Genomic DNA, 13,088 nt, shown 5'->3' on the forward strand with positions numbered 1-13,088 from the left:
TTAACCCCCACAAGCCGACAACCGAGATGTTCACCGGTGGGACGGGATTTCTGAGGTGGGCTCTCCCGAGCCGGGCGGGCGCGGCCCCGGCGGGGGCGGCCTCGGCCGGGGCGCGCTTGGTGGCGGCCGGCGCGGCGGGCGCGGCGCCGGCGAGCAGCGGGTCCCCGCCGCTCTTCTCCTTGATGGCCTCGATCAGCTGGCTCTTGCGCAGGCGTCCCGTGCCGCTGATGCCGAGCGTCGAGGCGAGCTTCTGCAGCTCGGCCAGGACGAGACCGTCCAGGCCCGCGGCGGCGCTGCGACGGCGCCGGGCGGGAGCCGCGGGGGCGGTGGCGTCCGACGCCTCGGCGTCCGGGCGCGCGCCCATCAGATCGGTGGTGTCGCTCACTAAGGGTCCTTCCCTGGAGCGGACGTCGGCCTGTCTGGCTCGGCGACCGGTTGTGCTGTCCTGACCAACGCTCGACTGCGTCGGTCCGAGGCGGTGATCCCCCGAATGGCGTATCCAGTCGGGAGAGAGCTGCGAGGTGCGGTGCGTAAGCACGGTGGTGCTGAGTGGCGCGGTGGGCCGGTCGTACACCGACCTTCCCCCGGCCTCCGGCCGGAGCAACCCCCACGCTGCCTGCGAATCCCGGGCCCCCGTCGCGTGACGGCGGCCCGCGCTCCGCCCGTCCTGGCCTCAGGTGGGAGGCCGCGGGTGGGAGTCAGGTGCCGTCACGGCTTCGGGATGCGGCCGCATTCGCGCAGGCAGGCTGCGTACGCGCTGCGGTGGGCTCCCGGAGAATCGTCGCCCCGTACATCGCCGGGACTCCGCGGCAGCGGAGTGCTGGGATCGGGACGCGGCGCACCGAGCCCCGGAGGGCACCTGGTGCAGCAATGAGGTTAACACTACCGACCCCCTCAGACATTCCCCAGCCTTGCGCTTGCCAATCGTGTCCGGAGGACCCGGCTCCGGCGGCACCGCGCCGGGCCCCTCGGACGGGGCGGTGCTCAGCCGTCGAGCGGGAGCACCGAGGCGCCGGCGCGGTCCAGCTCCAGCCGGTGCGCGGAGAACTCCGGGCCGGCGAAGTCGGCCAGCTTCTCGGCGCCGGCCTCGTCGGTGAGCGCCAGGACGGTCGGTCCCGCCCCGGAGATCACCGCGGCCACGCCCTCGGCGCGCAGGGCGGCCACCAGGGCGGCGCTGTCCGGCATCGCCGAGGCCCGGTAGTCCTGGTGCAGCCGGTCCTCGGTGGCGGCCAGCAGCAGCTCGGGGCGCCGGGTCAGGGCCTCCACCAGCAGCGCGGCACGACCGGTGTTGGCGGCGGCGTCGGCCAGCGGCACGCTCTTGGGCAGCAGGCCGCGGGCGGTCTCGGTGAGCACCTCGGTGCCCGGGACGAAGACCACCGGGACGACCTGCGGGGACGGCTCCAGCGCGATGGCCTTGGCGGACTCCTCGTCGGTCCACGCCACCGTGAAGTTGCCGCGCAGGCAGGCGGCGACGTTGTCCGGGTGGCCCTCCAGCTCGGAGGCGAGGGCCAGCAGCGCGTCGTCGTCGAGGGCGGACGGGCCGCCGATGGTGACCGCGCGGGCGGCCACGATGCCCGCGCAGATGGCGGCCGAGGAGGAGCCCAGGCCGCGGCCGTGCGGTATGCGGTTGGCGCAGACCACTTCGAGGCCGCGCGGCTGTCCGCCGAGGCGGTCGAAGGCGGCGCGCATCGAGCGGACCAGCAGGTGGCGCTCGTCACGGGGCAGGGTCTCGGCGCCCTCACCGGCGATGTCGACGGACAGTCCGGAGTCGGCGACCCGGACGACCACGTCGTCGTACAGACCCAGTGCGAGTCCGAAGGCGTCGAAGCCGGGGCCGAGGTTGGCGCTGGTCGCGGGAACCCGGACCCGGACGGCGGCGGCACGGAACGCAGGACCGGCCATGCGGTGGACTCTCCTGGGGAAATCGGGCGGCGCGAAGCGCGTCGGTGCGAGGGTGGGGGCGGGCCGCGGGCCCCGGCCGGGGCGGACGGTCACAGTCGATGGCGCGGTCCGCGACGGGACCGGGCCCGGGGCATGTGCCACACGGCCGGACCCAGAGTATCGAAGAGAGGTTCCACAGCGGTACACCCCGTGGGCCCTCGGTCTGGTGTGTTGCCGGTTCTGGCCGGAATTCGCGCCGGAGGCACTCCGGAATGGCGCCGGAATGGTCGAGGGAATTGACACAAAAGTGTCAGTCGAAGACGGCGGCGGACCGACCCCCGAAAGGGTCGGTCCGCCCCCCGCCCAGTTGCGACCGAATCGGATTCTTGACCGTGTTCGGCCCGATCCGCGGACGGTTCAGCCCAGCAGTCCGAGGCGCCGCGCGGCGGCCTCCGGGTCGATCGGGACGATCTGCGGCTGCGGCGCGCCGGCCACCGCCCAGTCCGGGTCCTTGAGGCCGTTGCCGGTCACCGTGCAGACGATCCGCTGGCCCGGGTCGACCAGTCCGGCCTCCGCCTTGGCCAGCAGACCGGCCACCGAGGCAGCCGAGGCGGGCTCCACGAAGACGCCCTCCTGCGCGGCCAACAGCCGGTAGGCGGAGAGGATCTGACGGTCGGTCACCTTGTCGATGAGGCCGCCCGACTCGTCCCGCGCGGCGAGCGCGAAGTCCCAGGAGGCCGGGTTGCCGATCCGGATCGCGGTGGCGATGGTCTGCGGCTTGAGCACCGGGGCGCCGTCGACGATCGGGGCCGAGCCCGAGGCCTGGAAGCCCCACATCCGCGGGGTGCGGGCGGCCAGGCCGTCCGCCGCGTATTCGCGGTAACCCTTCCAGTACGCCGTGATGTTGCCCGCGTTGCCGACCGGCAGGACGTGGATGTCCGGGGCGTCGCCGAGCATGTCCACGATCTCGAAGGCGGCGGTCTTCTGACCCTCGATCCGCACCGGGTTCACCGAGTTGACCAGCGCCACCGGGTACTTCTCGGACAGTTCACGCGCGAGGGTGAGGCAGTCGTCGAAGTTCCCGTCCACCTGGAGGATCTTCGCGCCGTGCACCAGCGCCTGGCCCATCTTGCCGAGGGCGATCTTGCCCTGCGGCACCAGCACCGCCGAGACCATCCCGGCGCGCACCGCGTAGGCGGCGGCGGAGGCCGAGGTGTTGCCGGTGGAGGCGCAGATGACGGCCTGCGCGCCCTCCTCCTTGGCCTTGGAGATGGCCATCGTCATCCCGCGGTCCTTGAAGGAGCCGGTCGGGTTGGCGCCCTCGACCTTGAGGTAGACCTCGCAGCCGGTGCGCTCGGAGAGCACCTGGGCGGGGACGAGCGGCGTGCCGCCCTCCAGCAGGGTGACCACGGGCGTGCTGTCGCCGACCGGCAGACGGTCGCGGTACTCCTCGATCAGGCCGCGCCACTGGTGGGTGTGGGCGCCTCTGTCGATCACGGCGTTCATGGCTGTTCCTACTCCCCTTCGACCCGCATGATGCTGGCCACGTCGCGCACGCTGTCCAGTGCGCGGAGCTTGTCCACCGTCGCCGACAGCGCGGCGTCGGTGGCGCGGTGGGTGACCACGACGAGCGAGGCGTCGCCGTCGCGGCCCTGCTGGCGCACGGTGTCGATGGAGACACCGTGCTCGGCGAAGACGGACGCCACCTGGGCGAGCACACCCGCGCGGTCGTCCACGTCCAGGCTGACGTGGTAGCGGGTGACGACCTCGTCCATCGGCTTGGCCGGCAGCCGGGTGTACACCGAGTCACCGGGACCGGTGGCGCCGGCGAGCTTGTTGCGGCAGACCGCGACCAGGTCGCCGAGCACCGCGGAGGCGGTCGGCGCGCCACCCGCGCCCGGACCGTAGAACATCAGCCGCCCGGCCGCCTCGGCCTCGACGAACACCGCGTTGTACGCCTCGCGGACCGAGGCCAGCGGGTGCGACAGCGGGATCATCGCCGGGTGCACCCGCGCGGTCACCGAGCCGCCGTCGGCGGCCCGCTCGCAGATCGCGAGCAGCTTGACCACGCAGCCCATCTCCTTCGCCGAGGCGATGTCGGCGGCGGTCACCTCGGTGATGCCCTCGCGGTAGACGTCCGCCGCGGTGACCGTGGTGTGGAAGGCGATGCCGGCCAGGATCGCGGCCTTGGCGGCGGCGTCGAAGCCCTCCACGTCGGCGGTCGGGTCGGCCTCGGCGTAGCCCAGCGCGGTGGCCTCCTCCAGCGCCTCCGAGTAGCCGGCGCCGGTGGTGTCCATCTTGTCGAGGATGAAGTTGGTGGTGCCGTTGACGATGCCCAGCACCCGGTTGACCCGGTCGCCGGCCAGCGACTCGCGCAGCGGGCGGATCAGCGGGATCGCGCCGGCCACCGCGGCCTCGTAGTAGAGGTCCACCCCGGCCCCGGCGGCGGCCGCGTGCAGTTCGGTGCCGTCCTTGGCGAGCAGCGCCTTGTTGGCGCTGACCACCGAGGCGCCCTGCCGGAACGCCGAGAGGATCAGGTGTTTGGACGGCTCGATGCCGCCCACCACCTCGACGACCACATCGATGTCGCCCCGGTTGACCAGGGCCTCGGCATCGGTGGTGATCAGGTGCTCCGGGACGCCCGGACGCACCCGGCCGGCCCGGCGGACCGCGATGCCGGCGAGCTCGACCGGCGCGCCGATGCGCGCGGCGAGGTCGGCGGCGTCCGTCGTCATGATGCGCGCCACCTCGGAGCCCACCACACCACAGCCCAGCAACGCCACCTTCAGCGGCCGCGTACGCATCATCCGACTCCGCTCTGCATTAGTCGTGCTCTCGGTTTCCGGCGGTTTTTTCGGGGTCCGCCGGAAGTTCGGTCCGTACCAGTCTCCGGGACTTTCCGCACGGATCTACGGTCGTTCCATGATCTGAGACGAGGATTTCGTCATCCGATATCGAGACGCAGGAGATCCTCCTCCGTCTCGCGCCGGACGATCACCCGGGCCGCGCCGTCCGCGACGGCCACCACGGGGGGCTTGAGGGCGTGGTTGTAGTTGCTCGCCATCGAGCGGCAGTACGCGCCGGTGGCGGGCACCGCGATCAGGTCGCCCGCGGCCAGGTCGGCCGGCAGGAAGGCGTCCCGGACCACGATGTCGCCCGACTCGCAGTGCTTGCCGACCACCCGTACCAGCATCGGCTCCGCGTCACTGGTACGCGAGACCAGGGCCACCGAGTACTCGGCGTCGTAGAGCGCGGTACGGATGTTGTCGGACATCCCGCCGTCCACGCTGACGTAGGTGCGCAGACCCTCCAGCGGCTTGACGGTGCCCACCTCGTACAGCGTGAAGGCCGTCGGGCCGACGATCGCGCGGCCGGGCTCGACGCTCAGGCGCGGGGCGGCCAGGTCGGCGGCGGCGCACTCGCGGCGGACGATCTCGGCCAGCGCGGCCGCGATCTCGGCCGGCTCGCGCGGGTCGTCGTCGCTGGTGTACGCGATGCCGAGGCCGCCGCCGAGGTCGATCTCGGGCAGCTGCACGCCGTGCTCGTCGCGGATCTGCGCCAGCAGGCCGACCACCCGGCGGGCGGCGACCTCGAAGCCGGCCGTGTCGAAGATCTGCGAGCCGATGTGCGAGTGGATGCCGCGCAGCTCCAGGCTGTCCGGGTGGGCCAGCACCCGGCGCACGGCCTCCGCGGCCGCCCCACCGGTGAGCGAGAGCCCGAACTTCTGGTCCTCGTGCGCGGTGGCGATGAACTCGTGGGTGTGCGCCTCGACGCCGACGGTGACCCGGATCAGCACCCGCTGGCGCACGCCCTGGCGATCGGCGATCGCGGCCAGCCGCTCGATCTCCTCGTAGGAGTCGACCACGACGTGCCCGACGCCGGCCTTGACCGCCTGCTCCAGCTCGGGGACGGACTTGTTGTTGCCGTGCAGCGCGATCCGCTCGCCGGGCATCCCGGCGGCCAGCGCCACGGCCAGCTCGCCGCCGCTGCACACGTCGACGTTCAGGCCCTCCTCGTGCAGCCAGCGCACGACCGCCTTGGAGAGGAAGGCCTTGCCCGCGTAGTACACGTCCGCGTCGGTGCCGAAGGCGTCCCGCCAGGCGCGGGCGCGGGCACGGAAGTCCTCCTCGTCCATGAGGTACGCGGGGGTGCCGAACTCGGCGGCCAGCCGCTTGACGTCCAGGCCGCCGACGGTCACGACGCCCTCGGCGTCGCGCGCCACCGTCCTCGACCAGACCTTGGGGTCCAGCGCGTTGAGGTCGGCGGGCGGGGCCTGGTAGTGGCCCTCGGGCAGCACGTCACCGTGACGGGGACCTGCGGGATGTGCGGAGCGGCTCATGATCTTCAGTCTTCCTGGACCTATGGCGAGGGGCGGTGGACGGTCCCCGTTGACCGTCCACCGCCCCCGGCTGTGCGCTGGGGGTTGGTGCTACATCCGCTCGGGGGCCGTGACGCCGAGCAGCGTGAGGCCGTTGGCCATGACCGTTCGCGTGGCCTCGACCAGCCACAGCCGGGCCCGGTGCGTGTCCGTGAGCTCCTCGTCGCCCTTCGGGAGGAACATGCAGTTCTCGTACAGGCGGTGGTACTTGCCCGCGAGCTGCTCCAGGTAGCGCGCGACCCGGTGCGGCTCGCGCAGCTCGCCGGCCGTGGCCAGCACCTTCGGGAACTCGCCGAGGACGCCGAGGACGTCGTTCTCCCACTGGGTGGAGAGCAGCTCGGGTTTGAAACCCTCGGCCGGGCCCTTGTCGACACCGAGCTCGGCGGCCTTGCGCGCGACGCCGCACATCCGGGTGTGCGCGTACTGCACGTAGTAGACCGGGTTCTCGTTGGTCTGGCTGGTCAGGACGTTGATGTCGAGCGTGATCGTGGAGTCGGTGGGCGTACGGCCGAGGGTGTAGCGGGCCGCGTCCACGCCGATCCAGTCGACGACGTCGTCGATCGTGATGATGTTGCCGGCCCGCTTGGACATGCGGACCTCCTCACCGTCACGGATCATCTTCACGAACTGGCCGATGCGGACCTCGATGTTGCGGTCCATGTCGTCGCCCGCGCAGGCCACGATGGCCTTGAGGCGGTTGACGTAGCCGTGGTGGTCGGCGCCCAGCATGTAGACCGAGACGTCGGAGCCGCGGTCCCGCTTGGAGAGGTAGTAGGCGGCGTCGGCGGCGAAGTAGGTGGTCTCGCCGTCGGCCTTGATCAGGACGCGGTCCTTGTCGTCGCCGAAGTCGGTGGTGCGCAGCCAGATGGCACCGTCCTGCTCGAAGACGTGGCCCTGCTCGCGCAGCCGCTCGATGGCCTTCTCGACGGCGCCGGAGTCGTGCAGCGACTTCTCCGAGAACCAGGTGTCGAAGTGCACGCCGAACTCGTCCATGGAGCGCTTGATCTCCGCGACCATGAGCTTGAGGCCCTCGGCGCGGAAGACCTTGAGCTGCTCGTCCTCGGACAGGTCGAGCACGCCCGGGACGGCGTCGGTGATCGCCTTGGCGATGTCGACGATGTACTCGCCGACGTAGCCGCCCTCCGGCACCTCGCGACCGTTCGCGGCGGCGTGCAGCGAGCCGGCGAACTTGGAGATCTGCACGCCGGCGTCGTTGAGGTAGTACTCGGTGGTGACCTCGGCGCCGGTCGCCTTCAGCACCCGGGCGAGCGAGTCGCCGACGGCCGCCCAGCGGACGCCGCCGATGTGGATCGGGCCGGTCGGGTTGGCGGAGACGAACTCCAGGTTGATCTTCAGGCCCTTGAGGGCCTCGTTGCGGCCGTACGCGGCGCCGGCCTCGACGATCGTGCGGGCGAGCGCGCCCTGGGTCGCGGCGTCGAGGGTGATGTTCAGGAAGCCCGGCCCGGCGATGTCGACCTTCGCGACCCCGGGCAGCACTCGCAGGCGGTCGGCCACCAGGTCGGCCACGGCTCGCGGCGGCCTGCCGGCCGCCTTGGCGAGCTGGAGGGCCACGTTGGTCGCGTAGTCGCCGTGGTCCCTGTTCTTGGGCCGCTCCACCGTCACGTGCTCGGGCACGGCGACGGCCAGCTCGCCCGCCTCGACGGCGGCGCGCACTGCGGCCTGGACTGCCTGGGAAAGCTCTGCGGGTGTCACGACGCCAAGCGTAGGCGAGACGGGGGCACCGCCCGCCACTCGGTTTGCCCGTTGAGACGGGCATCGGCGGTGGTCAGCGGCGATCTCTCCCGGCCGTGTTCGCTGAGGGCTGAATCGGCGGGCCGCTCGGGCGGTCGGCTCAGTAGCCCGCGTCCCCGAAGCCGTATGCGTAGCCGCCGGGCCGTCCGTCGCCCCGGCCGAGCGCCATCAGCCGCCACACCAGGGCCACCAGGTCCGCCGGATCGAAGGGCTTGCCGAGGTAGCCGTCCACCCCGACCGACTCACCCCGGTCGAGGTCCGCCGGGGTGCAGGCGCTGACGATCGCGATGGGCAGCCGGCTCGTCCCGGGGGCGGCGCGCAGCCGGGCAGCCGTGCGCAGCCCGTCCAGCCGCGGCATCACGACGTCCAGCGTCACCACGTCGGGCCTCACCCGGCGGACGACCTCCAGGCACTCGGCACCGTCGGCGGCGGTCACCACCTCGAAGCCCTCCAGCTCCAGGTTGACCCGGATCAGCTGGCGGATCACCTCGCTGTCGTCCACCACGAGGACCCGCCCGGACACTCCCGACACCTCACCGAGGGTATCGGCGCGCCCGGCACCCCGTCCGGCCTTTGCGCACTTCCGCCACCCACCCCGCCGTCCACCCCCGCGCGGGCGCGCGCACGCTCCGCCAAAACCCGTGCACGGAGCACGGCCTGAGCCTGGTAATGTTCTCCACGTCGCAGCAAGCGGGCGACGACAGCAGGCCCCCGTAGCTCAGGGGATAGAGCACCGCCCTCCGGAGGCGGGTGCGCAGGTTCGAATCCTGCCGGGGGCACTTCGCGAGAAGTGCAACGAAGGCCCGGGTCGGTGGAATTGTCCACCGACCCGGGCCTTCGGCGTTCTCCGGGGCGGGCCCGGGTGGGGTCAGAGTCTCGTGGCGCTGCCGACGACGCGCTGAGGGGTGATCCGGATGACGATGCGGACGGCCTCGGGCGGCAGGTCCAGGTACTCCCGGCCGGCGCCGGGGCCCTCGTAGCGCTCGGCGAGCTCGACGGCCAGCGCGCGGCCGGTGTCCTCGGTGACGGTGGCGTGGCCCCGGACCTCGGCGTAGACCAGCGGGTCGTCCAGGGCGTAGACGGTCAGGCTGACCCGCGGGTCGCGGCGGACGTTGCGGTCCTTGGCGCGGCCGGCCTGGCTGGAGATCACCAGGTCGTCGCCGTCCCGGCCGACCCAGACCACCGAGGACTGCGGGGAGCCGTCGGCGGCCAGGGTCGCGAGGACGGCGGGGTTGGGGTCGTCCAGGAGCTTGCGGACGGCGGGGCTCAGGGTCACTGTCATGATCTTGACGGTAGCCCCGGACCCGCCGCCCGCGCAGCGGGTTCCGCGATCCCGGCGGGCCGTCCCGGTACGGGCCGGGCCGGGTCAGCCGGCGGTCGGGGCGGCGAAGGTCTCCGGCGGGCCGAAGTCCGAGAAGGTGACCTTGTTGGTCCCCTGGTGCCCACGCATCGGCAGCCGCTGCTCGAAGTAGATGGTGCGGCCCTGGGCGTCGATCCACTGGTCCAGGTCGAAGCCAGTGACGCCCTTCGACTTGTAGGAACGGTAGGCGCGCGGGTCGATCTCGGCGATCTGCTCGATGTCGAGGTGGCCGGCGAGGTGGAAGACCGGCACGCCGTCGCGGGTCTCCATGCCCTTGCGGGCCGCCGGCCCCTGGGCCAGCAGCAGCTTGGCGTACTCGGTGTAATCGCCCTGCGCACTCTCGGCGGTACGCGGGCCCTTCATCCACGCCTTCCCGGGGTCCGAGAGGTCGCGGACGTACATGGCGTCCGCCGTCACGATCGTCTCCATCCGGACGGACTTGTCGGACGAGCGCATCTCGGCGCGGCCGGTGAACGGGACGCCCAAGTTCCCTCACATGGTCGCCGTCATGACCGTCTCGCCGTCGAGCTCGGTCACGGCGGTCATGGTCACCGCGTACGGTCGCTTGCTCGCGCCCGCCAGGGCCTGCTCGGGGTCGAAGGCGCCCGGAACGGTCGGCGTGGCGCTCGCGGCGGTCGCGGTTGCGGATGCGGTCGCGGTTGCGGATGCGGTCGCGGTGGCCGAGGCGGTCGCGGCGGCCGAGGCGGTCGCGGCGGCGGTCGCCGGGGCGGCGGCGCCGTCCTCCTTGCAGCCCGCGACGGCCGTGAGGAGGATCGCCGTGGCGACGGCGGTGAGCGCGGTGGTGCGGCGCATGGTGAAGGGGTCCCCCGGGTTCGTACGGATCATTGCGGGCCGAGCTTGTCACGCCGTCGGGCCGGTGATCGAACTGATTTCCGGGGGAACGGGTCAGCCGGTGATCGGGGCCGCGAAGGTCTCCGGCGGGCCGAAGTCCGAGAGGGTGACCTTGATGACCATCACGGCGCCGCCCGGCGTCGTGGCGGTCTGCTCGACGTAACGGGTCCGGCCCTGGGCGTCGATCCAGAGGTCGATGCCCAGGCCCGAGCCCGACGACTTGAACATGCGGTGGGTGACCGGGTCGCTCCCGGCGATCTGCCCGGCGTCGAGGCGGCCGGCGAGGTGGAAGACCGGCACGCCGTCACGGGTCTCCATGCCCTTGCGGGCCGCCGGCCCCTGGGCGAGCAGCAGCCTGGCGTGGGCCGCGTAGTCGGGCGAGCCGACATCGGGGGTCGTCGTCCTGGTCCACGGGGCGCCGGGCGTGTCGGCTTCACGGCGGTAGGTGGCGTCGGCGGTGATGACGAACTCCTGCGCGAGGCCGATCGTGGTGGACCGGATCTCACCGCGGCCACCTTCGGCGGTGTTGCGGTTCTGCCGGAGCTTCGCCGTCACCGCGGCGGTGCCGGCGACCTCGTTGGTCATCTTCACGGAGACCGCGTACGGCTCCTTGCTCGCGCCCGCCAGGGCCCGCTCGGGGTCGAAGGCCGCCGCGTCGGCTGCCGGCGCGGAGGCGGAGGCGGTGACGGACGAGGACGCCGCCGGAGCGGCCTTCCCGCCGCCGTCGCCCTCGCAGCCTGTCAGGAGGGTGAGGACGATCGCCGCTGCGGCGGCGGTGAGGACGGTGGTGCGACGCATGGTGAACAGGCCCCCCGGCTTGAGTGGATCAACGCGTGACCGAGCCTGCCATACGAACTGAACATGTTCAAACTGGCGGGTAGGGAAGCTCAGGAGGCCGCGGCCACCGCCTCCGCGTACAGCGCGGTGATGCCGTCGTCGAAGAGCACGCTGTACGAGGTGTCCGGGTCGTCGCCGCCCTCCTGGTGGCCGCCGATCGCGCCGATCACCCGGCCCGTGACGGTGCTGATCCAGGGGCCGCCGCTGGTCCCGCCCGGGTAGTCGGGGCAGTCGATGACGCGCTGGTGGGCGCTCTCGCGGCCGGTGGTGTTGGTGCAGAGCCGGACCGTCTCCTCGTCGCTCGGGTAGCCGTAGAGGCGCACGGCGGTGCCGACGGGCTCGCCGGTGCCCAGCTCGTTGCCGCCGACCACAGACTCGACGGTGCGCCCGGCGCTCGGGGCGGTCTCCAGGATGGCGAAGTCCTCGTCCTCGTCGCCGTCGGACGACCAGCCGGACGTGGTGTGCACGGCGGTGACCTGCCAGCTGCCGTACGGGGCGGCGCCGTCGTGGTAGCCGGGGACGAAGGTGATGCCGGCCGGGTCGTCCAGGCAGTGGGCGGCGGTCAGCAGCAGGTTGCCGGTGACGCTGTGCAGCACGCTGGCGGTGCAGAAGTGGTGACCGGCCTCGACCGTGCCGCTGAACAGGGCGCCCACGCCGGCCGACTCGGGCGGCGCGGACGAGGACGGAGCCGACGAGGACGGCGCCGACGAGGGCACGGCCTCGTCCGCGGCCCCGGCCCCGCCCGCGGACGGCAGGGCGGACGCCCCGGCCGACGGCAGGGCGGACGCCCCGGCCGACGGCGGGGCGGTGGCCGAGGCGGCCCGGGTCGCCGGGGGCCGGTTGCCGCTCAGCAGGCCCGCGGCGGCCAGGGCGCCGAGGGCCAGCAGCAGCACCGGGGCGAGCAGTCGGCGGCGACGGGGTCTGCGGCGGTGCTGGCCCATGGGTCGTCGCTCCTGGCCTCGGCGGTACGGGTTCCGTCCGAAGTCTGGTGCGGCGCTCTTGCGGGGCGGTGAGGCCCTGCTGTGAGCCGGATGAGAAAGCTACGGGGCCAGGGGCTGGGGCCGGCCGAGCCCGAGATCCCCGGCGGTGGCGAAGGCGGTGTGGGTGCCCGCCGTGGTGCAGGCGTGCGCGCCGGCGACGGAGCCGGCCCGGGCGCACTCCAGCGGTGTCCGGCCGGCGAACCGGGCTGCCAGGAAGCCGCTCACGAAGGCGTCCCCGGCGCCGTTGGTGTCGACCACCGGACGGCCGGGGTCGACGGCGGGCAGGTGCTGGAGCGGGGCGTCGCGGGTGAGCAGGTAGCTGCCCTCGGCGCCGGCGGTGGCGGCCACGAGCTCGGCGCGGCCCTCGGCCAGGACCGTCCGCATGACCTCCTCGTGGCGGCCGCGGCAGCCGGCCACCGAGAGGAAGACCAGGTCGGCGTTGACCGCGTAGTGCCGGTGGTGGGGGTTGCGGCCGTCCCAGTCGTGCAGGTCGGTGGAGGAGGTGCGGCCGAGCCGCCGGATGTCCTCGAACATGTCCCGGTTGGTGCCGGTGATGGACAGGTGGACGTGGCGGCTGCGCTCCACGTACGGGAGGTAGAAGGCGCGCGGGAGCCGCAGGTCGGCGGGGTGGCGGCCGTCGTAGAAGGAGAAGCGGCGGCCCTCGGCGTCGACCAGGTTGACCGCCCGCGGGGTGCCGTGCGGGGAGACCAGGTGGTCGAAGAGCAGGCCGTGGCGCCGGTACGCGGCGAGGATCAGCTCGGCCTGCGGGTCGTCGCCGAGGTGGTCGATGAAGGCGGTGCGCAGCCCGAGGTGGTGGGCGCCGAGGGCGACGCCGTTGCCGGTGTGGGCCACGTAGTCGTGGACCGGCGGGACGTGGTGCGACTCGCCGGGCGGCAGCTCCAGGCGGTCGAGCCGGACGATGGTGTCGACACCGGCGCCGCCGGCGACGAGCAGGTCGAAGTCGGTGGCTGCGGACACGGCGGCGCCTCCTCGATTCCCGATGGGTGGGTGGTGCTGACCGGGAGTCAAGCAGGCGCCGGAGTGACTG

At 72.9% G+C, this 13,088-nt stretch carries 13 protein-coding genes and 1 tRNA gene; 1 reads left to right on the top strand and 13 read right to left on the bottom strand.

The features are described 5' to 3' along the window. The 7 genes from ACWEQL_RS07900 to ACWEQL_RS07930 all read right to left on the bottom strand — a co-directional run. The coding region (locus tag ACWEQL_RS07900) for a Rho termination factor N-terminal domain-containing protein (RefSeq protein WP_452149319.1) at window positions 1–385 on the bottom strand (385 nt) is incomplete at its 3' end. A gap of 599 nt (window positions 386–984) precedes the next feature. Further along, entirely contained in the window at window positions 985–1,902 is a 918-nt protein-coding gene (gene thrB, locus ACWEQL_RS07905) for a homoserine kinase (RefSeq protein WP_452149320.1), read from the bottom strand. Window positions 1,903–2,298: 396 nt separating this feature from the next. Beyond that, window positions 2,299–3,387, bottom strand: a complete 1,089-nt coding sequence (gene thrC / locus ACWEQL_RS07910; protein WP_452149321.1) for a threonine synthase — start codon at window positions 3,385–3,387, stop codon at window positions 2,299–2,301. 8 nt (window positions 3,388–3,395) lie between these two features. Next, window positions 3,396–4,688: a homoserine dehydrogenase gene (locus ACWEQL_RS07915; RefSeq protein ID WP_452149322.1), complete on the bottom strand. Its 1,293-nt coding sequence runs from the start codon at window positions 4,686–4,688 to the stop codon at window positions 3,396–3,398. A 137-nt stretch (window positions 4,689–4,825) separates the two neighbouring features. Continuing rightward, on the bottom strand, window positions 4,826–6,220 hold the full coding sequence (gene lysA, locus ACWEQL_RS07920) for a diaminopimelate decarboxylase (protein ID WP_452149323.1): 1,395 nt from the start codon (window positions 6,218–6,220) through the stop codon (window positions 4,826–4,828). A gap of 90 nt (window positions 6,221–6,310) precedes the next feature. Next, window positions 6,311–7,972, bottom strand: a complete 1,662-nt coding sequence (gene argS / locus ACWEQL_RS07925; RefSeq protein WP_452149324.1) for an arginine--tRNA ligase — start codon at window positions 7,970–7,972, stop codon at window positions 6,311–6,313. Between the two features lie 139 nt (window positions 7,973–8,111). Next, window positions 8,112–8,534 carry a response regulator gene (locus tag ACWEQL_RS07930; RefSeq protein WP_452149370.1) on the bottom strand — a complete coding sequence of 141 codons (423 nt, stop codon included), beginning with the start codon at window positions 8,532–8,534 and terminating at the stop codon, window positions 8,112–8,114. A 184-nt stretch (window positions 8,535–8,718) separates the two neighbouring features. Here ACWEQL_RS07930 and ACWEQL_RS07935 point away from each other — a divergent pair. Beyond that, window positions 8,719–8,790: transfer RNA gene (locus ACWEQL_RS07935), tRNA-Arg, on the top strand. 89 nt (window positions 8,791–8,879) lie between these two features. On the opposite strand, the gene ACWEQL_RS07940 is transcribed toward ACWEQL_RS07935, so the two are convergent. From ACWEQL_RS07940 to ACWEQL_RS07965, 6 genes are all read right to left on the bottom strand, one after another. After that, window positions 8,880–9,293, bottom strand: a complete 414-nt coding sequence (locus ACWEQL_RS07940) for a PPOX class F420-dependent oxidoreductase (protein ID WP_452149325.1) — start codon at window positions 9,291–9,293, stop codon at window positions 8,880–8,882. Window positions 9,294–9,377: 84 nt separating this feature from the next. After that, on the bottom strand, window positions 9,378–9,857 hold the full coding sequence (locus ACWEQL_RS07945) for a hypothetical protein (protein WP_452149326.1): 480 nt from the start codon (window positions 9,855–9,857) through the stop codon (window positions 9,378–9,380). A 6-nt stretch (window positions 9,858–9,863) separates the two neighbouring features. Next, window positions 9,864–10,217, bottom strand: a complete 354-nt coding sequence (locus ACWEQL_RS07950; protein WP_452149327.1) for a hypothetical protein — start codon at window positions 10,215–10,217, stop codon at window positions 9,864–9,866. A 60-nt stretch (window positions 10,218–10,277) separates the two neighbouring features. After that, window positions 10,278–11,021, bottom strand: a complete 744-nt coding sequence (locus tag ACWEQL_RS07955) for a hypothetical protein (RefSeq protein ID WP_452149328.1) — start codon at window positions 11,019–11,021, stop codon at window positions 10,278–10,280. Between the two features lie 89 nt (window positions 11,022–11,110). Further along, window positions 11,111–12,001: a trypsin-like serine peptidase gene (locus ACWEQL_RS07960; protein WP_452149329.1), complete on the bottom strand. Its 891-nt coding sequence runs from the start codon at window positions 11,999–12,001 to the stop codon at window positions 11,111–11,113. A gap of 99 nt (window positions 12,002–12,100) precedes the next feature. Then, window positions 12,101–13,018, bottom strand: coding sequence for a carbohydrate kinase family protein (locus ACWEQL_RS07965; protein WP_452149330.1), 918 nt, complete (start codon window positions 13,016–13,018; stop codon window positions 12,101–12,103). Window positions 13,019–13,088: the final 70 nt, after the last annotated feature.

This window comes from Kitasatospora sp. NPDC004240 (genome assembly GCF_053603215.1).

Excerpts from the sequence above, each read along its gene's own strand:
- thrB (WP_452149320.1), bottom strand. The coding sequence starts at position 1,902 with ATGGCCGGTCCTGCGTTCCGTGCCGCCGCCGTCCGGGTCCGGGTTCCC.
- thrC (WP_452149321.1), bottom strand. The coding sequence starts at position 3,387 with ATGAACGCCGTGATCGACAGAGGCGCCCACACCCACCAGTGGCGCGGC.
- ACWEQL_RS07915 (WP_452149322.1), bottom strand. The coding sequence starts at position 4,688 with ATGATGCGTACGCGGCCGCTGAAGGTGGCGTTGCTGGGCTGTGGTGTG.
- lysA (WP_452149323.1), bottom strand. The coding sequence starts at position 6,220 with ATGAGCCGCTCCGCACATCCCGCAGGTCCCCGTCACGGTGACGTGCTG.
- ACWEQL_RS07940 (WP_452149325.1), bottom strand. The coding sequence starts at position 9,293 with ATGACAGTGACCCTGAGCCCCGCCGTCCGCAAGCTCCTGGACGACCCC.
- ACWEQL_RS07950 (WP_452149327.1), bottom strand. The coding sequence starts at position 10,217 with ATGATCCGTACGAACCCGGGGGACCCCTTCACCATGCGCCGCACCACC.
- ACWEQL_RS07955 (WP_452149328.1), bottom strand. The coding sequence starts at position 11,021 with ATGCGTCGCACCACCGTCCTCACCGCCGCCGCAGCGGCGATCGTCCTC.
- ACWEQL_RS07960 (WP_452149329.1), bottom strand. The coding sequence starts at position 12,001 with ATGGGCCAGCACCGCCGCAGACCCCGTCGCCGCCGACTGCTCGCCCCG.